This window comes from Pseudomonas sp. B14(2017) (assembly GCF_002113255.1).
GTDB classification, from domain to species: Bacteria; Pseudomonadota; Gammaproteobacteria; order Pseudomonadales; family Pseudomonadaceae; genus Aquipseudomonas; species Aquipseudomonas putida_Z.
Genome location: NZ_NEJY01000018.1, coordinates 144,869 through 168,658 on the forward strand (window position 1 = coordinate 144,869; position 23,790 = coordinate 168,658).

Genomic DNA, 23,790 nt, shown 5'->3' on the forward strand with positions numbered 1-23,790 from the left:
TTAAGCAGATGCGGAGTATTCAGAAAGTTCACCGCATCAGCTTCCATGCCTAGACGCAAATCCTTTGCTCCTCCAGTGCAGAACCACAAATCCGCGATGGCTGGAGGATTGAAAGCGGCAAGGCAGGCACCAAGACTACAAATTTGTTAGCCGCACGTCCATACGCCTCAGTAGTGTCGCAACGCCCCCTGAGGCTTTGTACGAAATCCCGAGACACCCAATCGATACCATCTCGGAAGCTGAGATATTGTAGAGCCCCCGCCATCAATGGGAAGAATTCGGTGATGGCGAAGCGTTACGAACTTTCCGGCGAAACCTAGATTGTGATTGCCGATCTTTTCACCGAAATCCGCGGCCAAAGGCGGCCCTGTCTGAGCGACCGGCTGAGGCCAGATGGCGGCTCTGCTCGCATGCTGCGTAGTGATATACCGGTTCGCCTTGGCCCGTGGCCTACGGTCTATCAACAGCTTTTCTGGCGAAGCTAGGGGCGATTAAATCCTTGATTTTATGACTGGCTGGACGGCGGGGTGCTATACGTACAGTATTACCCTAGCTTGAGAGTAGCTCATGGCACATCATGTGCGGCAAGGTCTGCTCTGGCTTGATTGAGGTCGCTCGTGACTATCAATGTCAGACCTTCGCTGAGCTCTTGAAGACCCATGTCCTTTCTAAGCGCCGAACTAACAGCCGCACTGTCAGTAGGTAGTAATATCGAGTCGCCTCGCATCGTCTCGCTAGTCGGTGGTCAAAAAACCACGCAACATGTTTTTTCTTCCAACCTCAAGGTGTTTCTAGCTGCCAGCGTTCAGATATCTCTGCTTGGATGAGCTTAGCTTGCCGTAAATGGCGCTGCCGCGTTGCGTACGATCCCGTCAGCACCGCAGCCAAGAACAGTTCCATATCGAATGGCTTACTCATATGCGTCCTCCAATGTAGGCCGCGACCACATCGATCCGACCGTGCCCCAACTCATAGCTGATTTGCCTTCGGGCCTCACGATCTAGGTTCCTATCTGCCTGGCAACATTGGCCGCCGTTGATAGGTGCGGGGTATTGGGTGATTTGCTCATAGCGTTCACATGCATACACTGCTCGTAGCTCATGGAAGCCTTTGAGCTTGTGTGCATGCAGGACGTCCCGCGCTGGGCGGATGATTTCCTGCTGAACATTCAGAAAGCTTTCGTCTGGCGCAATCAGGTTGCGGCTACTCACAGGCGACACCTGCCGTGCAAAACTAAGTGCGTCTTGAAGATGGTGATCCACCGCAATCCATCTTGGCGCTGAGGCGCCAGCTCGGCCGCCTTTGGTGCCATCCTGGATGTTGATCCTGCCTAAGTCGTTAGCCTCACGGCTCAGCCGTGGCAAGTCGGCTAGGATGGCCTCACGCAAGCGCATGCCGGTGGCTCGCGCCAACAGAACGATTGCAGCGGCCCGTAGCTGATGAGCGCGGCAAAGCACATCGACAATCTGCTTAACGTTTTTGCGGTCTTGGCCCTGCGGCACTGAGTGTCGAACTCCGCTGCGCTGCATACCCAATGCCTTGCTCGGACTTGGCAGTTTCACATGCTGATCACCGCGAAGCGCTGCCATGGTCCTGTTAACGCTGGATAGGCGGTTTTGCGCGGTGCTGACGGCGAGATCACCGCGCTTAACAATGTCGCGCAGATACGCCGCGTAGTCGGCCAATACCTTTCGATCAATCTGCCGCGCATCATTGATACCGGGCCCCTGTTCGGAGCGGCACCACTTTACGAAAGCCAACCAACGGTCACAGTGCGCTTTGACCGTTCCGTAATGGCCACCGCCGAACATGTCTTTCAGCGCCTGCGGCCCTGCATAGCTCAATTGCCTGCCGTAGCCGAAATTACGGCCGTCGCGTCTACCCACCAATGCCATGTCGGTCACCTCATCGTTCGCTCTCCGATCCTCGCCCCCACGTCATCCCGCCAGGAATGCTGAGTGTTATCAGGGATCAAGGCCCCTGCGACCTGTGAGGGTGTCCACTGACGCGGGACTGGCGGCTCCTTACGACCGGGAGCCAGGGCATCTCATGATCTGGCCTCCTGAGCACCGATACCGGTGGGCGGGTGGAGGCTGCATTGGCTGACGAGACCAGCGCCGCGAGATCCTGAGCCACAAGCAAGCAGCAATGCGATGACCGGGGCATGCCTGACTGTCAGTCAGGTGCAGTCCATTCCTTGGGCTACGGCACCATCATCTACAGCGCTGTTGCTGGTGACATCGGCGTTTGTCACGCCGATTGTCACGAGGGGGATTGCCGCAAAGCCATGTGCGATCAGGGCTGCAGCAGTGTCAGGAGCGCCCGTCTCTTTCCAGAAGAAAGAGACGGGCACAGGTTGGCGCAAGATTCGGCCAAGCGAATAGGTTGCTGCAGGGCAGCGAGGTACTGTGTATCTGGCGCACGAACGCTATATGTGTAAGAGCATCCATCACATGGGTAGTGACCGGGCGAGCTGCCGGATGCGAATCGCCCTTGGGTAGAGCCACCGCGAGAGCGGCGTGACCTTGAAGGCTCGGGTCACCTGGGGTGCTGCCTAAGGCAGCGTTTGCACGATCAGTTCTACGCCTGTGGATAATTTTGGTCAACGCCCCAATCCTCGTGGCCTCTGGGGCTGTGCATGAAATTATCCACCGGTGGAAATCAGTGGTATTCAAAGGATTTTTGTCGGCTTTTAGCTTTGCAAAGCTAGGTCCATCCAAACAGGGCGGCTTTGCAGCCCTGTTTGGATGGACCCGAATTAAAGAGCGGCCAACGGTGTTCTGGAGGGTTCATCGACGATTGAATGCGCCACGCCCACTTGGCAAGGAAGTGATGTTGTCGCCAGCTGGATGGGCGAACTCATGTGGAGTGACATGCCCCGATCTGTTGGCATCGATGTAATTGCTCCACCACGCCATGATCAGCCGACGCTGCTCCAGAAATTCGGCCTTGTGGATATAGGCGGCACGCACGCGATTGCGTTCCTTGTGGCTCATTTGCCGCTCAATAGCCGCGTCTGTCCACAGCCCTGACTCCAGCAAGGCGCAACAGGCCATGGTCCTGAATCCATGCCCGCATACTTCCTTGGATGTGTCGTAGCCAACGTTGCGCAGCACCTGGTTAACCGTGTTCTCCGACATTGGCTTCCAGTACTTGTGGTCACCGGGCAGCACCAGCTCGGAGAATCTACTCAAGCCGCGTAATCGTTCTATTATCGCGATGACTTGCGGAGAGAGCGGCACCATCTGTATGTCTCCGCTCATCTTGGTGCCACGAGTGGAATTGCGCACGCCGTCGATTGGCTTGCGGGTGTCGGGGATTTCCCACATCGCCCTTTGCAGGTCGAACTCATCCCAGCGCGCAAAGCGCAGTTCGCTGGAGCGCACGAACACGTGCAGCGTCAGCAGTACCGCCAGCTTGGTTAGCTCACGGCCGTTGTAGTTGTCGATCCGGTTCAGTAGTTCGGGGAGGCGGTTGAGTGAGAGGGCAGGGCGGTGCACGGTACGCGGGGCATGAATCGACCCTGCCAGGTCGAGCGCCGGGTTCTGGCTGATCTGCCGCGCCCGTTTCGCGCCCCGCATGATCGTGGAGAGATAATTCTGCACGCGCAGGGCAACGTCCATGGTGCCGCGCTCTTTGATACGCAGGGTGACCTCAAGCAGATCATGAGTATCGAGTTCAGCAATGGGGCGTTGGCCGATCAGGGGGAATACGTGGGTGCGCAACCGACTCATGACGGTCTTGGCGTGTCCCTCCGTCCAGCGCCGGGACATTTCGGCGTGCCACTCCAGGGCGACGGTTTGGAAAAGTAGGGAGGCTCGTTGGGCGGCAAGCTTCGCTTTCTTCTTCTCTTCCATCGGGTCGAGGTTATCGAGTAGCAGGGCCTTGGCTTCATCGCGCTTGGTCCTCGCGACGGCCAGCGAGATGATGGGGTAGTTCCCGATGATCAGCGTGCCTTCCTTGCCGCTGGGCTTGAAGTAGCGCAATCGCCACGTTTTCACGCCGTTGGGTTTCACGAAGAGGTACATGCCGCCACCGTCGAATAGCTTGTAGGCACGTTCGCGAGGTTTCGCCGTACGGCATTTGAGGTCGCTCAGAGGAACGGCTAGGCGTGGCATAAGGGTACGTTCTCCATGCAGGCAAGACGCTGTACCCTAAAAATACCCCCGGGGATGGGGTATTTTGTTGGATCCCGACGGAGGGTCCTGGAACGAAAAAACCCGCCAAAGGGCGGGTTTTAGGGGCTTCCAAGGCATTCGGTGGAACGCAATGGAGCTGGATATGGTGCCGGCACCAGGAATCGAACCCGGGACCTACTGATTACAAGTCAGTTGCTCTACCATCTGAGCTATACCGGCAATGGGGCGTCATTATAACGATCGGTTGGCGCCTGTAAACCACTTCGTTGCGAATGTTCGCAAATGACCTAAGTCACCGACCTGAAAGAAGAATTTTCCTACCAGCCGCGATGGATGGTGGTGACGCTTGGCTCGGTTTTGCCCGGGTTGAAGAACAGCTTGTCGTTGTCGCAGCCGCGCTTGCGGCAGGGGCTTTCGGTGCGCAGGGGCAGGCCGTTGTCGCCGCCCAGCTGCATGCCGGGGTGGTTCCAGCCCAGGCTGCTGGTGGGGTGGGGAGCGGTGCCGCTGGCGCAGCCGGTCAGGGCCAGGGCGAGGGTCAGCAGGGCGAGGGGCTTGGCTTGGGTCACGATGGTCGGGTCCGTTAGTCCATTGTCGGTTCTGGCGCAACGCCAGAAGGTCGCGGGGCTGGCGGGCAGCGCGCGACGTCACTTTTTAATCATTTGGGGGGCGGATGATACACCGTTGCGGCGGTCGGGCATTAGCTTTGTGTTGCTTGTGATGGCCTATTCGCGGGCTTGCCCGCTCCCACAGGATCTCCACAAGCCTTGAAACTGTGTAGTACCTGTGGGAGCGGGCGCGCCCGCGAATAGGCCATCAGCTGTACGAAGATTCTGAACTTTAGGGCTAACAGCTTCAGGGTTTGGTGGCTTCGGAACTATCCTACGCGCGCCGCCGAAGTATCGCTGTTGTCGGGGAAATGTCTCACGGATACCGTTTTCGGGTCGCTCTGGCGACCGGGTGTGAGAACCCGATTTTGAACGTATCGGCTGCGTAATGGCGACCGTGCGCGGGCAGACCTTGGTCTGGCCGAGCTTCCTATGTTCACTCGGTTTCTCACCTCGTGCACGGTTGCCGCCTTTGTTCCGTGAGAAAGAATGAACACGGCAACTCCTTTGAACTAGGAGTTTGAAAATTGAAAACGATTGATACTGATCCCCGCAGCCCAAAGCCAATCACCACCGCAGGCGTGGAAACCTTCCTCGCAGCCGGTAACCCATCCCTCAATCTGCTACGCGTCGAGCCTGGCGTCCCCGTCGATGCTGCCTATGAGCATGTCTCGATCCTGATGGGCTACATCAAGCATCTGGTGCGCGAGGGGGATATGGAGGATGACCATAAATTCCTGGGCGCCGCCGATTATCTGTGCGACATGGCCAAGGCGCTGATGAACGATATCGAGATTGCCAAGAATAAGGCGCATTGAGCCCTGATGCGGTCAGTGTGGGAGCGGCCTTGTGTCGCGATGGGCCGCAAGGCGGCCCCCGTTTTTGGCGTATTTGCAGAGATCGCTGGGGCTGCGTTGCAGCCCTTTCGCGACACAAGGCCGCTCCCACAAGGGACCGCGTAAATCAGGCCATTCTGGGTAAGGCTTTAGACGCAGTCGCCAACCACAAGAAATGTTTATGCACAAGTGGCATCGGCGCCTTGCGCGAAAGGCATGCCGGATCGATACACCGCCGGTCTTTGCGCAAACGCCTGTTTTTACTGGCCTTGACGCGCAAGCCGGAATAAGCCAAACGCTTGAAATAGCGCTTGGATCCAACAGGTAATCACAAGCTTGTTCACAGAGTTATCCACAGGTTGTGCTGCGGCTAACGGTCGCGTTCGGCGAGGATTAGCAGGTTGCGCGGGGTGAGTGGGTAGTCGCAGAACAGGCCAAGGCGCACGTTGTAGCCTTGTTCTTCGAGGAACAGGGCGCGATCGAGTACCAGCCACAGCTCCAGCGGCCGGCGGAACAGGTTGCGCACGCGCTCCAGGTTGCGGACCTCGGCCAGGCGTTGCCAGCCTGCGGCTTCCAGGGCTGCCCAGTCCGGGTTGCCATTCACCTGTAATTGCTTGAGTTCGGCCAGGTCGCGGCAGTACTGCTCGAAGGGCTTCTCCAGCCAGGCCACGGGTAGTGACGGTGTCGGCAGATACTCATCGGTCTGGCGCTGCTGGCGTTGCAGCAGGTCGAAGCCCAGGCGCCGGGCCATCGAGGTGTCGCGCTGGCGTCGCACGCGGGCGCCGGCGGTAACGGTTTCGCTCAAGGGCAGGCCCAGGTCGTCCAGTGACAGCCGCAGGCTGGAGGCTTGGGCGGCTGTGGATAACGCTTGGTACTGCTGCGCCGCGATGCGGTTGTAGCAGCAGGGGGCGACGGCCAGTTGCCGGCAACCTTGCTGGCTGGCCAGTTGCATCAGGCGCACATGCAGGTCGCCACAGGCGTGCAGGGCGACCACGCTTTTGTCGCCAGCCAGGTGGCGGGCGCTGTCGTTGGCCATCACATCCTGGTGCACATGCTGCGCCGGCAAGTGGTGGTGCGCGCTCAGGGCCTGGCCGGCGGCGACCAGTTCGGCATCGTATTCCAGGCAGGTCAGGTGTTGGCCGGGTTGCAGCAGGCGGCGGCCCAGGTGGCCTTTGCCGGAGCACCAGTCCAGCCAGTGACTGGGCTGTTCGCGGAAGGCCAGGTGGCTGGCGAAGGCTTCGATCTGCTGCCATTTGCGGCCGGGGACGGCTACGTCGAGGCGATGCGCGGCGGGAGGCAGGTCGGTTTCCGGGAGGTTGCCGAGTGCCGAAAGCTGTCGGGCTTGCTGGGCCAGTTGCGGGAACGGGGCGGGCAACAGGGCAGCGGTGGTGTCGGTTTCGGCGTCTGCCAGGGAGCATTGGCGCAGGTGGGCGGCAAGCTCGGGGTGGGCGGTTTCCCAGGCCAGCTGCAGGCTGGTGAAGGGGCGGGGTTTCCACAGCTGCTGGTGCTCGATCAGGAACTGGTCGAGGGCCTGGAAGCGGGTGCTTAGGTGGGGGCTGTGGAGGTGGTTGGGCATGGCAAGGATGTGTGGTGGTTTTGAGGGCCTCTTCGCGGGCACGCCCGCTCCCACAGGTATAGCGCTACATTCAAGGTTGGCGCTACACCTGTGGGAGCGGGCGTGCCCGCGAAGCTGTCAGTGAGGTCTCAGCGGCCCTGGCAGGCATCCACGCGCAACCAGCGCTCCAGCAGCTTGAAACCCTGCACCAGCACGAACGAGATCACCAGGTAGAACACCCCGGCGGCAAAGAAGATTTCTACCGGCAGGTAGGTGCGGGCGATGATGGTACGGGCCATGCCGGTCAGTTCCAGCAGGGTCACGGTACTGGCCAGGGCGCTGGCCTTGAGCATCAGGATCACTTCGTTGCTGTACGCCGGCAGGCCGATGCGCGCGGCGCGTGGCAGCATGATGTAGAACAGCGTCTTGCCCCGCGACATGCCCAGCGCCCGCGCCGCCTCGATCTCACCCTTGGGGATCGACTGCAGCGCGCCGCGCAGGATCTCGGCGATGTAGGCAGCAGTGTGCAGGGTCATGGTCAGCACGGTGCACCAGAACGGGTCGCGCAGGTACGGCCACAGCGAACTCGAACGCACCGCGTCGAACTGCGCCAGGCCGTAGTAGACCAGGAACAGCTGCACCAGCAGCGGCGTGCCACGGAAGAAGAAGATGTAGCTGAACGGCACCGCGCGCACATACCAGTGGCGCGAGGAGCGAGCGATGCCCAGCGGGATGGCCAGGATCAACCCGGCAACCACCGCGATGGCCACCAGCTCCAGGGTCAGGGTCGCACCCTGGGCCAGGCGTGGCAGCCATTTGATGATGACTTCCCAATTCATTATTCGGCCCTCGCAAAGCCGCGAGCGGCGCGTTTTTCCATGAAGTGCATGCCGGTCATGGCAATGATGGTCAGGCTCAGGTAGATGCAGGCCGCAACCATGTAGAAGGTGAACGGCTCTTTGGTCACGGTCACGCCGATTTGTGCGTGGCGCATGATTTCTTCCAGGCCGATCACCGACACCAGGGCGGTGTCCTTCATCAGGATCATGAACAGGTTGCCAAGGCCGGGCAGGGCGATGCGCCACATCTGCGGCAGGATGATCCGCGACAGGATGCGGCCTTTGGACAGGCCAAGCGCCAGGCCGGCTTCACGGTGGCCCTTGGGGATCGCCAGGATGGCGCCACGGAACACTTCGGTGGCATAGGCGCCGAAGCACAGGCCCAGGGCGATCACGCCCGCAGCGAAGGCGCTGAGCTCCAGGCCCGGCATGTTCAGGGCTTCACCGAGGGCGTTCATCAAGCCGACGGTGCCGAAATAGATAAGCAGTACCCACAGCAGTTCGGGCACGCCGCGAACCAGGGTCGAATAGAAGCCACCAAGCCATTGCAGTGGCTTGATCGAGGAAGTCTTGGCCAGGGCGCCGAGCAGGCCCAGGACCAGGCCCAGCAGCAAGGCGCAAAGCGCCAGTTTTACGGTCATCAGGGTGCCGGCCATCATGGCCGGACCGAATCCGTGCAGGTCGATATTCATGGGCAGGTCATTCTAGGGACTGGCGCGCCGCAAGGGCGCGCCGGTCGGGGCGGATCATTCGATGCTGAACGGGAAGTACTTGTCGTTGATCTTCTTGTACGTGCCGTCGGCCTTGATTTCTGCCAGGGCCTTGTTCAGGTCGTCGCGCAGCTTGGTGTCACCCTTGCGCACGGCAATGCCGATCTTGTCGCTGTCCATCACCGGCTCGCCCTTGAACTCGAAGTTCGAGCCGTCTTTGCTCTTCAGCCACTCGTACTGCACGTACTTGTCGGCCAGGATGCCGTCGATGCGGCCGGAAACCAGGTCGAGGTAGGCGTTTTCCTGGGTGTCGTAGAGTTTGATCTCTACGTCGTCACCGTAGTTGTCCTCCAGCCAGGTGCCAGCCAGGGTGGCGCGCTGGGTGCCGATCACCTTGCCCTTGAGCGAGGCCTTGTCAGTCTTGAAGTCGACGTTTTTCGGCGCGATGAACTGCAGCTTGTTGGAGTAGTACGGCTCGGTGAAGTCCACGGCCTGCTTGCGCTCGTCGGTGATCGACAGCGACGACACCAGGAAGTCGAACTTCTTGGCGTTCAGGGCCGGGATGATGCCGTCCCAGTCGGAGGTGACGACCGAGCACTCGACTTTCATCTTGGCGCACAGGGCGTCGCCGATGTCTTTGTCGAAGCCGACCACGTTACCGCTGGCATCCTTGTTGTTGAACGGTGGGTAGGCGGCTTCGATACCCATGCGCAGTTTTTCTGCGGCCAGGGCGTTGGCCGACATCACCAGCGTGGCAGCAGCTGCCAGGAGGAACTTCTTGTAAGTGTGCATGTATTGCTCCGTTAGCGGTGGCTGGACATGAATTGCTTGCAACGCGCCGAGGTCGGGTTCTCGAAGACCTGCTGCGGCGATCCCTGCTCTTCGACCAGGCCCTGGTGCAGGAAGACGACTTCACTGGACACATGGCGGGCAAAGCTCATCTCGTGCGTCACCAGCAGCATGGTACGGCCTTCTTCGGCCAATGCGCGGATAACGTTTAGCACTTCCTGGACCATTTCCGGGTCGAGCGCCGAAGTTGGCTCGTCGAACAGGATGACCTTGGGCTTCATGGCCAGGGTACGGGCAATGGCGGCGCGCTGTTGCTGGCCACCGGAAAGCTGGGCGGGGTAGCTGTGGCGCTTGTCGTAGATGCCCACCTTGTTCAGCAGGGCTTCGGCGGCTTCGATGGCCTCGGCCTTGCTCTGGCCGAGCACGCGGCGCGGCGCCTCGATGATGTTGTCGAGGATCGACATGTGCGGCCACAGGTTGAAGTTCTGGAAGACGAAACCGATCTCGCTGCGCAGGCGGTTGATCTGGCGGTTGTCGGCGGCGACCAGGTCGCCGTTCTTGGCGGCCTTGAGCTTGAGGGCTTCACCTGCGACCAGGATTTCGCCCTGGTGCGGGTTCTCGAGCAGGTTGATGCAGCGCAGCAGGGTGGACTTGCCGGAGCCGGACGACCCCAGGATGGAGATCACGTCACCGTCGCGTGCGGTCAGCGAAATGCCCTTGAGAATTTCCTGCTCGCCGTAGCGTTTGTGCAGATTGCGGATTTCCAGCGCGGGCGTGGCCTGAGCCATGTGCGGTCCTCATGTGTACGGGTGCGTTCCCAGCTGTTGGCGGCCTTCCTGGCGTGCGCCAAGCTAGCATAGCGGCATTATCACGGCCAACAGGGTCGCTGGGGACTCGGGGCGCTGGTGGGGCGGTTTGTCGCATCGTTGCAGCGCAACGTCGCGCGGATGTCCGCGAAGGTGTCGCCCAGCACCAGAGCCTTGATGAAAAAAGGCGCGATGGTGCCAGCTTTGGCCCGCTCATGGAAGCGGTTTTAGACCTTTCGCGGACACGCCCGCTCCCACAGGTTCGTTAAAAAGCTCAAATGGTTGCACCTAACATGTGGGAGCGGGCATGCCCGCGAACGGGTGCGGCCATGTCTTCAGGTTGTACCTCTAGGTTGCACTTTTTTGCATTGCAGCGGTGCACAGGTGTTACCGGGGAGCACCTTTGGTGCGTTTGTAAGTGGGTATTTCAGTAATCCGATGATTTGGCGGCCTTTCGGTCAGCCGTTGGCCGAAAGCCCTCCAAACCGCATGCTAAAAGGCCCGCCGACTTTTCTGACGAATGCATTCAGCACATGGCGCGCTTATTGCCAGTAGGAAACCGCCGATTGCAGCGACGCCCAGGTCAACCCCAGGCGCGCTCCGTAACCGCAGTCGGAGTGGTCCACTCCTTACAAAGGTAGTTTTAATGAGCGGTAACAATTCCAATGACCTCGCTCAGGGGCTCAAACAACGGCATGTGACCATGCTGTCCATCGCTGGCGTCATCGGTGCCGGCCTGTTCGTTGGCTCCGGCCACGCCATCGCTGCTGCCGGCCCAGCCGTGCTGCTGGCTTACGCTGCCGCCGGTACGCTGGTCGTGCTGGTGATGCGCATGTTGGGTGAAATGGCTGTCGCCTCGCCTGACACCGGTTCGTTCTCTACATATGCCGACCGCGCCATCGGGCGCTGGGCCGGTTTCACCATTGGCTGGCTGTACTGGTGGTTCTGGGTGCTGGTAATTCCGCTGGAGGCCAACGCCGCCGCGGCCATCCTGCATGCCTGGTTCCCTGCGGTCGACCTGTGGGCGTTCTCCCTGGTCATCACCTTGGCGCTGACCCTGACCAACCTGTGCAGCGTGAAGAACTACGGCGAGTTCGAGTTCTGGTTCGCCCTGCTCAAGGTGCTGGCGATCATCGGCTTCATCGCTGTGGGTTGTGCTGCCATGTTCGGCTTTGTGCCGAGCAGCCAGGTAAGCGGTGCCAGCCACCTGTTCGACACCCAGGGCTTCATGCCTAACGGCCTGGGCGCGGTGCTGGCAGCCATGCTGACCACCATGTTCTCGTTCATGGGTACCGAAATCGTTACCATTGCCGCTGCCGAGTCGAAGGATCCGGGCAAGCAGATCAGCCGAGCCACCAACTCGGTGATCTGGCGTATCTGCCTGTTCTACCTGGTGTCGATCTTCCTGGTCGTGGCCCTGGTACCGTGGAACGACCCGGCCCTGGCCGAGACCGGTTCCTACCAGACCGTGCTGAGCCGTATCGGTGTGCCGAATGCCAAGCTGATCGTCGACATCGTCGTGCTGATCGCCGTGACCAGCTGCCTGAACTCGGCGCTGTACACCTCGTCGCGCATGCTGTTCTCGCTGAGCAAGCGTGGTGACGCCCCGGCCATTGCCCAGCGCACCACCAAGTCGGCTACCCCGCATGTGGCGGTTCTGCTGTCTACCGCAGCGGCGTTCCTTTGTGTGTTCGCCAACTTCGTGGCCCCGGCCCAGGTGTTCGAGTTCCTGCTGGCCAGCTCTGGTGCCATCGCGCTGCTGGTGTACCTGGTGATTGCCGTGTCGCAGCTGCGCATGCGTGCCCAGCGTGAGGCCCGCGGCGAGAAGATCACCTTCAAGATGTGGCTGTTCCCGGGCCTGACCTGGGCGACCATTGCCTTCATCATTGCCATTCTGGTGGTAATGGCGCTGCGTGAGGACCACCGCGCCGAAATCATCGCGACCGCACTGCTGAGCATTGGTGTGGTGGCGGCTGGCTTGCTGGTGCACCGCAAGCGTGAAGCTGCCGGGCGGGTGGCGCTGGACAACTGATCCGCGCTGGCTGAAATGAAAAGGCCGCGTCCTGTGAAGGGCGCGGCCTTTTTTGTTGACTGTACCGGCCCTTTCGCGGGCTTGCCCGCTCCCACAGGGACGGCATTGCCTTCGGGCCCTGTGGTGTTCTTGTGGGAGCCGGCTTGCCGGCGATAGGGCCCGGGCAGGCTACACAGCCCTATCAGCCAAATTGCTTCTGCTGCTGTTGCTGCTTGGCAACCAGCTCCGAAGCCGCCACATAGGCTGCCTGGAACTCATCGCTCTCCAGCCAGGCCATGGTGGCCTCTTCGTCGGCCCCGTCCAGCCATTTGCGGTAGGCATTGAACACCAGCACGATGTAGTCGGTGGCGTGTTCTTCCTTGTGCCCCTTGAGCACCAGGGCCAGCAGCGGGTCTACCAGGAACACCGAAATCATCGGTACCAGGCCGCCTTCCTGGGCTTCCTTCATCTTCTTGAACAGCGGTTCGTAGCTGCCCGATTCCATGGCCTTGTTGTACACCTGCTCGATGCTGGCGCTGTCGCCTGCGCTGGCCTTGACTGCCTGGCCGCTGCGTACCATGCGGTTCTGCTTGGCCTTGCTGGCGGCGCGCTTGGCGCGTTTCTGTTGCTTGGTGGGGGTGGCCATGGGGTGAATCCTTGGTGGGGCGGAAATTGCGCGTATTGAAGCGCAGCAGGCACGCCGATTCAACTGGCCTGCGGCTCTGCCTCATCTTCCTCGAAACCTCGCGATGCGCGCCCGACCAGCAGCGCATCCGGGGCATGCGCCACGCTGTGGTCCTTGCCCGGGTAATCCAGCGAATGCAGGAAGTGCCGGATGCAGTTGATCCGCGCACGCTTCTTGTCATCGGACTTGATCACCGTCCACGGTGCATCGGCCGTGTCGGTATGGAAGAACATCGCCTCCTTGGCTGCGGTGTAGTCCTCCCACTTGTCCAGCGACTTGATGTCGATGGGCGACAGCTTCCAGTGCTTGAGCGGGTCGTCCCGGCGCGAGATGAAGCGGCGCAGCTGCTCTTCGCGGTTCACCGAGAACCAGTACTTGAACAGCAGGATGCCGCTGTTGCACAGCATGCGCTCCAGCTCCGGCGCCTGGCGCATGAACTCCAGGTACTGCAGTGGCGAGCAGAAATCCATCACCTTTTCGACGCCGGCGCGGTTGTACCAGGAGCGGTCGAAGAACACCATTTCACCTGCCGTGGGCAGATGCTGGATGTAGCGCTGGAAGTACCACTGGCCTTTTTCCTGCTCGGAAGGCTTCTCCAGGGCCACGATGCGCGCGCCACGTGGGTTGAGGTGCTCCATGAAACGCTTGATGGTACCGCCCTTGCCCGCCGCATCGCGCCCTTCGAACAGAATCACCACGCGCTGGCCGGTTTCCTTTACCCAGCTCTGCACCTTGAGCAACTCGATCTGCAGCGCGTGCTTGGCCTTCTCGTAGTCCTGGCGACGCAGACGGGTGCGGTATGGATAGCTGGTCGGCAAGCGGGCCGAGGTGCTGTCTTCGTTGCTGCCCTTGGGGGCGGTGGCGACTTCCAGCGCTGCAGGCTGCTGGCTGATGCTGGTAATCGTCGGTTCCGGCTTGCGCTGGCGTGGGCGGCGCGTGCGGGCTTGGGTGGTGGCGGGCGCGCTGGGGGCGGGGAGCAGGAGGGGGGATTCTTCGCTCATGGAGGTCCTTGCGGGTCGATTCGGATGTCCATGCTCCATGCTATCGAGAGTGGGCGGCTGCCTCGTTGATGCGGGTCAATGGCTAATGGCCTGGCGCCACCTTGTCATCGGTTCCATCTGCTGTCGGCTGCAAGTGCCAAATAGGCTGCGTAGGCCTCGCACGGTGTGGGGCACTTGAACTGGAGGTTACACATGAAGCACTACTTTTATCTCAACTTCATCAGCTATGACGAAGACGGCGAGGAGGTGGGTTACCGCTCGGGAACTCTGCCCGCTGATAACTATCGGGTGACCGCGGCGGACATCAAGAAAATCGCCGATTCGGTCCCGGGCCAGACGCTGCATTTGTTGAGCGTCTCCTACTTGGGGCAGATGACGCAGAGTGAGTTTGAGGGTTAAGCGTTTTTGTAGTGCGGCCCCCCCCCTCGATGAGGCGGGGGTTTTCCTGGAAAACAAAAACCACAGACAACAAAAAACCCGCACTAGGCGGGTTTCTTGTTGTCGCTTCGGGTAACTTTGCAACCACCAGAAGCTTGAAGGTGGTGCCCAGAGACGGAGTCGAACCGCCGACACGAGGATTTTCAATCCTCTGCTCTACCGACTGAGCTATCTGGGCGACGAGGTGAATTAAATAGACTTTCAGACCGCTCGTCAACGACTTTTTGAAAAAATTTTAAATTAATTCCGTCGCTTACGTTCCGTGGGGTCATTCCGAGGGTGGAACGTAGCCTTCCGCCTGGGCGTATTCTTCGCCGGCGAAAAACTTGTCCATCTCGCCCTGGAGGAATTTGCGATCCTCGGCGTTCATCATGTTCAGGCGCTTTTCGTTGATCAGCATGGTCTGGTGCTTCTGCCAGTCGGCCCAGGCTTTCTGCGAGATGTGTTCGAAGATGTCCTGGCCCTTGGCGCCGGGGTAGGGCGGGCGCTCCAGGCCTGGCAGTTCTTCTTTGTACTTGCGGCACATCACGGTGCGGGTCATCGGGCGTCTCCTGCAATCAGTTCGTCGGCCGCGCGTTTGAGCAGCTTTTTCACCGGGGCGGCGAGGCCCAGGCGCGGCGGGGTGGCGAGGTTATACCAGAGCCAGTCGGCCTCGGCCACGTGCTGGCCGACCGGGTCGACGCGCACCAGCCAGGGCTCGATCGCCAGCTGGAAGTGGCTGAAGGTATGGGTCAGGCCGTCCATGGCGCGGCTGTCAGCCAGGCGCAGGCCGTGCTGGTAGGCCAGATCGTCGAGCTGGGCGATGTCGTCCAGCTCCGGCAGGCTCCACAAACCACCCCACAGGCCGCTGGACGGGCGGCGGTAAAGCAGGATGGCGCCTTCGTGGTTGGCCAGCAGTGGCATCAGTGTGCGGCGTTGCGGCAGTGCCTTGCGCGGCTTGGGCTCGGGATAGCGGGTTTCTTCACCGTGCAGGTGCGCTTCGCACCCGCGCTGCAGCGGGCAGATCAGGCAGCTGGGCTTGCTGCGGGTGCACAGCGTGGCGCCCATGTCCATCATCGCCTGGGTGTAGTGGTTGGCTCGCTGCTGCGGGGTAAAGCGTTCGGCCGTGGCCCACAGCTGGTTGGCCACCTTGGGTTCGCCGGGGTAGCCGGCCTGGGCGGTGTAGCGGGCCAGCACGCGCTTGACGTTGCCGTCGAGGATCGGTGCGCGGATGCCCATGCTGATGCTGGCGATCGCGCCGGCGGTGGAGCGGCCGATGCCGGGCAGCTCGGTGAGCTGCTCGACACTGCGCGGTAATTCGCCGCCATGCTGTTCGACCACGATCTTCGCGGCCTTTTGCAGGTTGCGTGCCCGGGTGTAGTAGCCCAGGCCCGTCCACAGGTGCAGCACCTCGTCCTCCGGCGCTTCGGCCAGGGCCTGCACGGTCGGCAGGGCCTGCATGAAGCGGTCGAAGTAGTTGAGTACGGTGCTGACCTGGGTCTGCTGCAACATGATTTCCGACACCCACACCCGGTACGGGTTGATGCCCTGTTGCCAGGGCAGGTCGTGCCGGCCGTGTTCGTCATACCAATCCAGCACTGCGCTGGAGAACTGCTCGGGGCTCATCGCTTGAACAGCCCCTTGAGCGCGTCTTTCAGTTCCGGGCTCACTTTGTCTCCGAGTTTTTCATCGATCTTGTCTTGCAGGCGGTTGCCGGCCACCTTGGCGGCAACCTTGCCCAGGCCGTCCTGGTCCAGGCGGCAGGCTTTGGCGCCCAGCTCCAGCGGGCCGCGGCAGCGCAGCGGTATTTCGACACCCACATAGCGTTCGTTGACCTGGCAGGCCGGGTCCGGCATGGCGCGCTGGTCGCCTTCGACGACCACGCCAACGTTGTAGTCCATGCCTAGTACACGCAGGTCGAGGTCACCATGGCCATTGACGGTCAGGCCCGGAATGCGTGCCTTGAGGTCCGGGTTGTTGGCGACGCCATTGCGTACTACCAGGCTGCCACGCAGTTCCTGGAACGGGGTGTCCTTGCCGCGAGGCTCGCCGGTGAGCGATTTGCGGTTCAGCGTGGCGATGGCCTTGCACAGCTGCTGTTCCAGGTTGGCATTGACCAGCACGCCGTCGTTGATGACGAAGTTGGCGTTGCCGTTGAGGGTGTCGACCAGGGCCTTCTGGCTGTTGCCGGTGGCGGTCAGGTCGCTGGTCAGGGTCAGCAGGCCTTTGACCGGTGGCGTCTGTTCCTTGCCCTCGGTCTTGATGAAGTGTTCCACCGGCACCCGCTGGATGCTGGTGTTGACGCCCAGTTGCGGCACAGCAGGGCGCACATCGACCGTGCCTTTGGCCTCGAAGGTGCCGTTGTACAGTTCACCGCGCAGGGTTTGCAGGGTCAGCAGGCCGCCCTGGCCGATGGCCTTGAGCTGGGCGTCTTCGATCGGCAGTTTGTCCAGGGTCAGCGAGCCGAAGGCCAGGTCGGCCTGCAGGTCGAGGGCGCGCAGGCGGTCGACCGGCAGCAGCTTGTCGTCGCTCCAGGCGACCTGGGTCGGGGCGTTGGGAAGCGGCGTGGTGCCAGGGCCGGCGACCGCCGTGGCTTCCTGTTGCTTGACCTCGGCCTGGCGCGCGGCGGTGGCGCCCTTGGCCTCTTCACTCTTGGCCGGCAGGTAGCGGTCGGCGTTGAAGGTGTCGCCCTTGAGCTGCAGGCGCAGGGCCTGTTTGGCGAAGTCTTCGACGGCCACGCGGCCACTGAAGGTGCTGTCGTCCAGTTTCACCGCCAGATCTTCCAGGGCCAGGCTGTTCGGCGTGCCCTGCAGGCGGGTGACCAGCTCCAGCTTGGCGAAGGCCGCCGGGTCGTTGGTGGCCGGCAGCGGGCGGCCGATGCTGTCGAGGAAGGTGCGCAGGTCGAACTGGGCGATGGACAGGCCGCCGCTCAGCTGTGGCGCCTTGTCCAGGTCTCGCAGGTTCAGTTCGCCCAAGGCGCGCAGCTGGTTGGCCGAGACTTTCAGGCCGTTCCACGAGGCGACATTGGCGGCCAGGTCGACCAGCAACTGGCCTTGGGCGGCGAAGGTCACGGTCTTGCCGCCGGTGGGCTCACCCGAGGTTTCGCCCGACAAGCGCATGTCTTCGAAGTTGTAGCGCTTGAGCTTGCGGTCGAAGCGCAGCTCGCCGGCCAGTTCGGTGCGGGCCTTGATGTTCGGCTGGCTGGCACTGAGGAAGGCGCTGGCCTTGAGCGGAATGTTTGCCCCTTCGTGGACCGGGCCGGTGCTCAGCTGGATGCTTTCGGCGCTGTAGCTCTGGCCGGTCTTGGCATCGGTGTACTGCACGCGGGCGTTGTTCACGGTCAGGCTGTCGATGTCCAGCTTGACGGCGCGTTCGTTGCTGGCGGCCGGTGCCGACGCCTGTTCGGCCGGTGCCTGGGCCGGAGCGCTGGCCTGCGCATCGGCGCTGGCGCCGTCCTGCGCGGGCAGCGGCTTGCCGATGTCTTCCCAGTTGCCATGGCCCTGTTCGTCACGGGCCAGGGTCAGGTTCAGGCCCTCGACGCGTACGTCGCTCATCTGCACTTCGCGGCGCAGCAGTGGCAGCACACGTACAGAAAGCCCGAGCATCTGCAGGTCGGCGAACGGCTCCTTGGGTTTGTTCAAGGTGGCAATGCTCGCTTCGTGCAACTCCAGGCCCAGCCACGGGAACAGGCTCCAGCCAATGTCACCGTTGAGGGTCAGCTCGACATGAGCCTTGTCACGTGCCAGCTGGCGAATCTCGTCTTTGTAGTCGTTGGGATCGAAGAGGTGGGTCAGGGCGAAGCCCAGCGCCACGATGATCAGCAGCAACCCGAGAAGCCCAAGTCCCAGGATTTTGCCGAACGCTTTCATGGGCGAGTCCTTGTAGTCCGTTTTTGAAATTCAAGCGCCAGAGTATAGCGCCGCAGTGGTTGCCCCTGCGTATTCGACTAGAGATACAGGGCATTTCCTACGCGTACAGCAGATGGTACGGCTTTCGACGGCCATGATTTTGTCAGTTCCGAATGTGTGGCCTGTACTGGCCCTATCGCCGGCAAGCCAGCTCCCACAGGGATCCCGCTGTCCCCGAGGTCGGTGGGGTACTTGTGGGAGCTGGCTTGCCGGCGATAGGGCCGGTATAGGCAACATGACCGTTTCAGCCGAGCAAAAATGAACGATATCAGATTGCTTTCACGCTACTTGATGCTGCTACCCTTGCGCCGCTTTGCCTGCACCCTCCCTATAAGAAGGATCTGATCCATGAGCAGTACCGTCGCGGCGGGGACCTTGGCCAGTGCGCCAGGCTTCCTGTCGAAGGAGCGCATCATCGCCCGTCCGGGCTTCAACCGCTGGCTGGTCCCGCCGGCCGCCCTGGCCATCCACCTGTGCATCGGCATGGCCTATGGCTTCTCGGTGTTCTGGCTGCCGCTGTCGCAAGCCCTCGGCATCACCGCCCCGGTTGCCTGCGCAGCGGACATGGGCTTCATGGCCCGTATGTTCAGCGCCGAATGCGATTGGCCGATTTCCATGCTGAGCTGGATCTACACCCTGTTCTTCGTCTTCCTCGGTTGCTCGGCGGCCGTGCTGGGTGGTTGGCTGGAGCACGCTGGCCCGCGCAAGGCCGGCCTGGTGTCGGCGCTGTGCTGGTGCGGCGGCATGCTGATTTCGGCGATTGGCGTGAAAACCCATCAGCTGTGGCTGATGTGGCTGGGTTCCGGCGTAATCGGTGGTATCGGCCTGGGCCTGGGCTACATCTCGCCGGTGTCGACCCTGATCAAGTGGTTCCCGGACAAGCGCGGCATGGCCACCGGCATGGCGATCATGGGCTTCGGTGGCGGGGCCATGGTCGGTGCACCGCTGGCCACCGCGCTGATGGGTCATTTCGGCAATGCGCAGGAAGTGGGCGTGTGGCAAAGTTTCGTCGTCATGGCGGCGATCTACTTCGTGTTCATGACCGCCGGTGCCCTGGCGTATCGCGTACCGCCGACCGGCTGGAAGCCAGAAGGCTGGAGCGCCCCGGTGAAGAAAGCTGGCAACACCATGGTCACCGACCGCCACGTGCACGTCAGCGTGGCCTGGAAGACCCCGCAGTTCGCGCTGATCTGGCTGGTGCTGTGCCTGAACGTGTCGGCGGGTATCGGCATCCTCGGCATGGCTTCGCCGTTGCTGCAGGAAGTGTTCGCCGGCAAGCTGCTGGGCAACGGGCTGAGTTTCAGCGAGCTGAACAGCGCCCAGCTGGCGCAGATTGCCGCGATTGCCGCCGGCTTCACCGGCCTGCTGAGCCTGTTCAACATCGGCGGGCGGTTCTTCTGGGCGTCGTTCTCGGACTACATTGGCCGCAAGAACACCTATTTCGCCTTCTTTGCCTTGGGCGTGGGCTTGTACAGCCTGGTACCGAACATGGGGCACCTGGGTAACGTGGCGCTGTTCGTGGCGGCGTTCTGCATCATCCTGTCGATGTACGGTGGTGGTTTTGCCACGGTACCGGCCTACCTGGCCGACCTGTTCGGCACGCAGATGGTCGGCGCCATTCATGGCCGCCTGCTGACTGCCTGGGCGGCGGCGGGGGTGCTGGGGCCGGTGTTGATCACCTATCTGCGCGAGTACCAGTTGGCGGCCGGGGTGGAGCGTGCGGCTGCTTATGACATGACCCTGTACATCCTCGCCGGCCTGCTGGTGCTGGGCTTTGTCTGCAACATGCTGGTGCGACCGGTGGCCGACAAGCATTTCATGAGCGATGCCGAACTGGCTGCCGAGCGGGCGTTGAGCCATGACAAGGGCGCCGACGGGGCGCGCTCGCTGGAGTGGAAAGCGGCGCCGGGTAGCCTGCCGCTGGTGCTGCTGGCCTGGGCTGTGGTGGTCGTGCCGCTGGCCTGGGGCGTTTGGATTACCCTGCAGAAGACAGCTGTGCTGTTCCATTGATCAGTGGTAAAACCGGCTGACTTTGCTGGCTGTACTGGCCCTATCGCCGGCAAGCCAGCTCCCACAGGTACGCCACAGGCCTGGAAGATTGTGAGGGTCCCTGTGGGAGCTGGCTTGCCGGCGATAGGGCTGCAAAGCAGCCCCAGGCCACCCGGTTGTATAGACCTGTAACGGTATCCAGCCTGCGTAATTCCTCGTTCTGCCATATGTCATCCGCGTTTCAAGCCGGCGCGTTCTAGGCCTATAATGAAGCCCTTTTCGCCTAATGATTTTGCGGAGCTGGTGATGGTCGAACGTAAGGCTTCCGTCGAGCGCAATACCCTGGAAACCCAGGTCAAGTGCTCGATCAACCTCGATGGCAGTGGCAAGGCCCGATTCGATATCGGTGTGCCTTTCCTTGAACACATGCTGGACCAGATTGCCCGCCATGGGCTGATCGATCTGGATATCGAGTGCAAGGGTGACACGCATATCGACGATCACCATACCGTCGAAGACGTCGGCATCACCCTGGGCATGGCATTCGCCCAGGCCATCGGTGACAAGAAGGGCATCTTCCGCTACGGCCACGCCTATGTGCCGCTGGACGAAGCGCTGTCGCGCGTGGTCATCGACTTCTCCGGTCGCCCGGGCCTGCAGATGCACGTGCCGTACACCCGCGCCAGCGTCGGTGGCTTCGATGTCGACCTGTTCCAGGAGTTCTTCCAGGGCTTCGTCAACCACGCCCTGGTGACCCTGCACATCGACAACCTGCGTGGCCACAACACCCACCACCAGATCGAGACCGTGTTCAAGGCTTTCGGCCGCGCCCTGCGCATGGCCATTACCCTCGACGAGCGCATGGCCGGGCAGATGCCATCCACCAAAGGGTGCCTGTAAATGCAGACGGTAGCCGTAATCGACTATGGCATGGGCAACCTGCACTCGGTGGCCAAGGCGCTCGAGCATGTAGGGGCCGGTAAGGTGCTGGTCACCAGCGATGCCACGGTCATCCGCGAAGCCGACCGCGTGGTATTCCCGGGCGTGGGCGCGATTCGCGACTGCATGGCCGAAATCCGCCGCCTGGGCTTCGACAGCCTGGTGCGTGAAGTCAGCCAGGACCGCCCGTTCCTCGGCATTTGCGTGGGTATGCAGGCGCTGCTCGACCACAGCGAAGAAAACGACGGTGTCGACTGCATCGGCATGTTCCCCGGCCAGGTGCGCTTCTTCGGCAAAGACCTGCAGGAAGACGGCGAGCACCTGAAGGTGCCGCACATGGGCTGGAACGAAGTCGGCCAGACCAACGACCACCCGCTGTGGCACGACATCCCCGACCGTGCGCGGTTCTACTTCGTGCACAGCTACTACATCAATGCCGGCAAGCCGGCCCAGGTGGTCGGCCGCGGCCATTACGGTGTCGATTTCGCCGCTGCGCTGGCCGATGGCTCGCGCTTTGCCGTGCAGTTCCACCCGGAGAAGAGCCATACCCATGGCCTGCAGCTGCTGCAGAACTTCGTCGCCTGGGACGGGCGCTGGTAAATGAGCAGGTCGAAGACCAAGGCCCCGGTCATCACCCTGGCCCCCGAGCAGGAGCGCGAAGCGCTGCACACGCTCAAGCGCTTCCTCGAAGACCGTTTCGAGCTGGAGCTGGGGTCGTTCGAAGTGGCCGAAGTCCTCGAGCTGTTCAGCAAAGAAATTGCACCCCTTTACTACAACAGGGCGATTGCCGATGTTCAGCTGCACCTCAAGGAGCGGTTCGAGAGCATCGAAAGCGATCTGTGGGCGCTCGAGAAGCCCTGAAAACCCAAGAACAGACAGGTTCCCAAGATGCTGATTATCCCCGCTATCGATCTGAAGGACGGTGCCTGCGTGCGCCTGCGCCAGGGCCGCATGGAAGACTCCACGGTATTTTCCGACGACCCGGTGAGCATGGCCGCCAAGTGGGTCGAGGGTGGCTGCCGCCGCCTGCACCTGGTCGACCTCAACGGCGCCTTCGAAGGCCAGCCGGTCAACGGTGAAGTGGTCACCGCCATTGCCAAGCGCTACCCGACCCTGCCGATCCAGATCGGCGGTGGCATCCGCTCGCTGGAAACCATCGAGCACTACGTCAAGGCTGGCGTCAGCTACGTGATCATCGGCACCAAGGCGGTCAAGCAGCCGGAGTTCGTCGCCGAAGCGTGCAAGGCCTTCCCGGGCAAGGTCATCGTTGGCCTGGACGCCAAGGACGGCTTCGTCGCCACCGACGGCTGGGCTGAAGTGAGCTCGGTGCAGGTCATCGACCTGGCCAAGCGTTTCGAGGCCGATGGCGTCTCGGCGATCGTCTACACCGACATCGCCAAGGACGGCATGATGCAGGGCTGCAACGTGCCGTTCACCAAGGCGCTGGCAGAAGCTACCTCGATCCCGGTGATCGCCTCGGGCGGCATCCACAACCTGGGCGACATCAAGGCCCTGCTGGACGCCAAGGCCCCGGGCATCATCGGCGCCATCACCGGCCGTGCCATCTACGAAGGCACCCTCGATGTCGCCGAGGCCCAGGCCTTCTGCGACAACTACCAAGGCTGAGGACTGAACCATGGCACTGGCCAAGCGCATCATCCCTTGCCTGGACGTGGACAACGGCCGGGTGGTCAAGGGCGTCAAGTTCGAGAACATCCGTGATGCCGGCGACCCGGTGGAAATCGCCCGTCGCTACGACGAGCAAGGTGCCGACGAAATCACCTTCCTCGACATCACCGCCAGCGTCGATGGCCGCGACACTACCCTGCATACCGTCGAGCGCATGGCCAGCCAGGTGTTCATCCCGCTGACCGTGGGCGGTGGCGTGCGCACCGTGCAGGACATCCGCAACCTGCTCAATGCCGGTGCCGACAAGGTCTCGATCAACACGGCCGCGGTGTTCAACCCGGAGTTTGTCGGCGAGGCAGCGGACCGTTTCGGTTCGCAGTGCATCGTTGTCGCCATCGACGCCAAGAAGGTGTCCGGGCCGGGTGAGCAGCCGCGTTGGGAGATTTTCACCCACGGTGGGCGCAAGCCTACCGGGCTGGATGCTGTTGAATGGGCGAAGAAGATGGAAGGCCTGGGGGCCGGCGAGATCCTGCTGACCAGCATGGACCAGGACGGCATGAAGAACGGCTTCGACCTGGGTGTTACCCGTGCGATCAGTGATGCGCTGGGTATTCCGGTGATTGCCTCGGGCGGGGTGGGTAACCTGCAGCACCTGGCTGACGGTATTCTGGAAGGGCACGCCAGTGCGGTGCTGGCGGCCAGTATCTTCCACTTTGGTGAGTACACGGTGCCGGAAGCCAAGGCCTACATGGCTTCGCGCGGGATCGTCGTTCGCTGATCGATTAATTGGGGCTGCTTTGCAGCCCATCGCCGGCAAGCCAGCTCCCACAGGTTGGACTGCCCCCGAAAAGTTGGACAGTTTTAGCCAGTGGCCTGAGTCCTGTAGCTGACAGGGCTCAGGCCATTGAGTTTCAGCCTGATGCGGTCATGGT

The 23,790-nt window shown here is 61.8% G+C and carries 22 protein-coding genes, 2 tRNA genes and 1 pseudogene; 9 read left to right on the forward strand and 16 right to left on the reverse strand.

Features of this window, described 5'->3' with window-relative positions:
• Positions 1 to 630 precede the first annotated feature (630 nt).
• From CAG34_RS29260 to CAG34_RS19455, 5 genes and pseudogenes are all read right to left on the reverse strand, one after another.
• Positions 631 to 918 (reverse strand): annotated as a pseudogene (locus tag CAG34_RS29260) (hypothetical protein).
• The gene (locus CAG34_RS19435) at positions 915 to 1,895 is read right to left on the reverse strand and encodes an integrase domain-containing protein (protein ID WP_085591884.1); all 981 of its coding nucleotides are present in this window, start codon (positions 1,893 to 1,895) and stop codon (positions 915 to 917) included. Before CAG34_RS19435 ends, CAG34_RS29260 begins: the two are co-directional and overlap by 4 nt.
• 894 nt (positions 1,896 to 2,789) lie before the next feature.
• The gene (locus tag CAG34_RS19445; RefSeq protein WP_085591886.1) at positions 2,790 to 4,118 is read right to left on the reverse strand and encodes an integrase arm-type DNA-binding domain-containing protein; all 1,329 of its coding nucleotides are present in this window, start codon (positions 4,116 to 4,118) and stop codon (positions 2,790 to 2,792) included.
• Positions 4,119 to 4,282: 164 nt separating this feature from the next.
• Positions 4,283 to 4,358 (reverse strand) — tRNA-Thr (locus tag CAG34_RS19450).
• Positions 4,359 to 4,456: 98 nt separating this feature from the next.
• Positions 4,457 to 4,705 (reverse strand): hypothetical protein, encoded by a 249-nt coding sequence (locus tag CAG34_RS19455; protein WP_015268625.1) that lies wholly within the window; start codon positions 4,703 to 4,705, stop codon positions 4,457 to 4,459.
• Positions 4,706 to 5,271: 566 nt separating this feature from the next.
• Here CAG34_RS19455 and CAG34_RS19460 point away from each other — a divergent pair.
• On the forward strand, positions 5,272 to 5,562 hold the full coding sequence (locus tag CAG34_RS19460; protein ID WP_003257466.1) for a DUF3077 domain-containing protein: 291 nt from the start codon (positions 5,272 to 5,274) through the stop codon (positions 5,560 to 5,562).
• Positions 5,563 to 5,950: 388 nt separating this feature from the next.
• Here CAG34_RS19460 and CAG34_RS19465 read toward each other — a convergent pair whose 3' ends face one another.
• From CAG34_RS19465 to CAG34_RS19485, 5 genes are all read right to left on the reverse strand, one after another.
• Positions 5,951 to 7,156 (reverse strand): methyltransferase, encoded by a 1,206-nt coding sequence (locus CAG34_RS19465; protein WP_085591888.1) that lies wholly within the window; start codon positions 7,154 to 7,156, stop codon positions 5,951 to 5,953.
• Between the two features lie 128 nt (positions 7,157 to 7,284).
• Positions 7,285 to 7,974 (reverse strand): ABC transporter permease, encoded by a 690-nt coding sequence (locus tag CAG34_RS19470; RefSeq protein WP_015268628.1) that lies wholly within the window; start codon positions 7,972 to 7,974, stop codon positions 7,285 to 7,287.
• Positions 7,974 to 8,666, reverse strand: a complete 693-nt coding sequence (locus CAG34_RS19475; protein WP_025337363.1) for an ABC transporter permease — start codon at positions 8,664 to 8,666, stop codon at positions 7,974 to 7,976. The genes CAG34_RS19470 and CAG34_RS19475 overlap by 1 nt, the downstream gene beginning before the upstream one ends.
• Before the next feature lie 54 nt (positions 8,667 to 8,720).
• Positions 8,721 to 9,476 (reverse strand): ABC transporter substrate-binding protein, encoded by a 756-nt coding sequence (locus CAG34_RS19480; protein WP_075044342.1) that lies wholly within the window; start codon positions 9,474 to 9,476, stop codon positions 8,721 to 8,723.
• 11 nt (positions 9,477 to 9,487) lie between these two features.
• On the reverse strand, positions 9,488 to 10,261 hold the full coding sequence (locus CAG34_RS19485; protein WP_003257472.1) for an ABC transporter ATP-binding protein: 774 nt from the start codon (positions 10,259 to 10,261) through the stop codon (positions 9,488 to 9,490).
• A gap of 664 nt (positions 10,262 to 10,925) precedes the next feature.
• On the opposite strand from CAG34_RS19485, the gene gabP reads away from it, so the two are divergent.
• Positions 10,926 to 12,311, forward strand: a complete 1,386-nt coding sequence (gene gabP / locus CAG34_RS19490) for a GABA permease (RefSeq protein WP_025337364.1) — start codon at positions 10,926 to 10,928, stop codon at positions 12,309 to 12,311.
• Positions 12,312 to 12,492: 181 nt separating this feature from the next.
• Here gabP and CAG34_RS19495 read toward each other — a convergent pair whose 3' ends face one another.
• Both CAG34_RS19495 and ppk2 read right to left on the reverse strand, forming a co-directional pair.
• The gene (locus CAG34_RS19495; protein ID WP_085591890.1) at positions 12,493 to 12,936 is read right to left on the reverse strand and encodes a hypothetical protein; all 444 of its coding nucleotides are present in this window, start codon (positions 12,934 to 12,936) and stop codon (positions 12,493 to 12,495) included.
• A gap of 59 nt (positions 12,937 to 12,995) precedes the next feature.
• The gene (ppk2, locus tag CAG34_RS19500) at positions 12,996 to 13,976 is read right to left on the reverse strand and encodes a polyphosphate kinase 2 (protein WP_085591892.1); all 981 of its coding nucleotides are present in this window, start codon (positions 13,974 to 13,976) and stop codon (positions 12,996 to 12,998) included.
• A 192-nt stretch (positions 13,977 to 14,168) separates the two neighbouring features.
• Here ppk2 and CAG34_RS19505 point away from each other — a divergent pair, with 192 nt between their 5' ends.
• Entirely contained in the window at positions 14,169 to 14,375 is a 207-nt protein-coding gene (locus CAG34_RS19505; protein WP_085591894.1) for a hypothetical protein, read from the forward strand.
• 141 nt (positions 14,376 to 14,516) lie between these two features.
• Here the strand turns inward: CAG34_RS19505 and CAG34_RS19510 are convergent.
• From CAG34_RS19510 to CAG34_RS19525, 4 genes are all read right to left on the reverse strand, one after another.
• Positions 14,517 to 14,592 (reverse strand) — tRNA-Phe (locus CAG34_RS19510).
• A gap of 90 nt (positions 14,593 to 14,682) precedes the next feature.
• A complete protein-coding gene (locus CAG34_RS19515; RefSeq protein WP_003257478.1) occupies positions 14,683 to 14,955 on the reverse strand; it encodes an oxidative damage protection protein in 273 nt (90 codons plus the stop codon).
• The gene (gene mutY, locus CAG34_RS19520) at positions 14,952 to 16,019 is read right to left on the reverse strand and encodes an A/G-specific adenine glycosylase (protein ID WP_085591896.1); all 1,068 of its coding nucleotides are present in this window, start codon (positions 16,017 to 16,019) and stop codon (positions 14,952 to 14,954) included. Before mutY ends, CAG34_RS19515 begins: the two co-directional genes overlap by 4 nt.
• A complete protein-coding gene (locus CAG34_RS19525) occupies positions 16,016 to 18,262 on the reverse strand; it encodes an AsmA family protein (RefSeq protein WP_085591898.1) in 2,247 nt (748 codons plus the stop codon). The genes mutY and CAG34_RS19525 overlap by 4 nt, the downstream gene beginning before the upstream one ends.
• Before the next feature lie 387 nt (positions 18,263 to 18,649).
• Between CAG34_RS19525 and CAG34_RS19530 the strand changes: the two genes are divergently transcribed.
• The 6 genes from CAG34_RS19530 to hisF all read left to right on the forward strand — a co-directional run bounded on the left by CAG34_RS19530 (position 18,650) and on the right by hisF (position 23,636).
• Positions 18,650 to 20,311 (forward strand): OFA family MFS transporter, encoded by a 1,662-nt coding sequence (locus tag CAG34_RS19530; protein WP_015268635.1) that lies wholly within the window; start codon positions 18,650 to 18,652, stop codon positions 20,309 to 20,311.
• 285 nt (positions 20,312 to 20,596) lie between these two features.
• The gene (gene hisB / locus CAG34_RS19535) at positions 20,597 to 21,190 is read left to right on the forward strand and encodes an imidazoleglycerol-phosphate dehydratase HisB (RefSeq protein WP_003255736.1); all 594 of its coding nucleotides are present in this window, start codon (positions 20,597 to 20,599) and stop codon (positions 21,188 to 21,190) included.
• Entirely contained in the window at positions 21,191 to 21,829 is a 639-nt protein-coding gene (gene hisH, locus CAG34_RS19540) for an imidazole glycerol phosphate synthase subunit HisH (protein WP_025337371.1), read from the forward strand.
• Positions 21,830 to 22,090, forward strand: a complete 261-nt coding sequence (locus tag CAG34_RS19545) for a DUF2164 domain-containing protein (protein ID WP_003257483.1) — start codon at positions 21,830 to 21,832, stop codon at positions 22,088 to 22,090. It begins immediately after the preceding gene.
• A gap of 27 nt (positions 22,091 to 22,117) precedes the next feature.
• Entirely contained in the window at positions 22,118 to 22,855 is a 738-nt protein-coding gene (hisA, locus tag CAG34_RS19550) for a 1-(5-phosphoribosyl)-5-[(5-phosphoribosylamino)methylideneamino]imidazole-4-carboxamide isomerase (RefSeq protein ID WP_003257484.1), read from the forward strand.
• A 10-nt stretch (positions 22,856 to 22,865) separates the two neighbouring features.
• Positions 22,866 to 23,636, forward strand: coding sequence for an imidazole glycerol phosphate synthase subunit HisF (gene hisF, locus CAG34_RS19555; RefSeq protein ID WP_025337372.1), 771 nt, complete (start codon positions 22,866 to 22,868; stop codon positions 23,634 to 23,636).
• Positions 23,637 to 23,790: the final 154 nt, after the last annotated feature.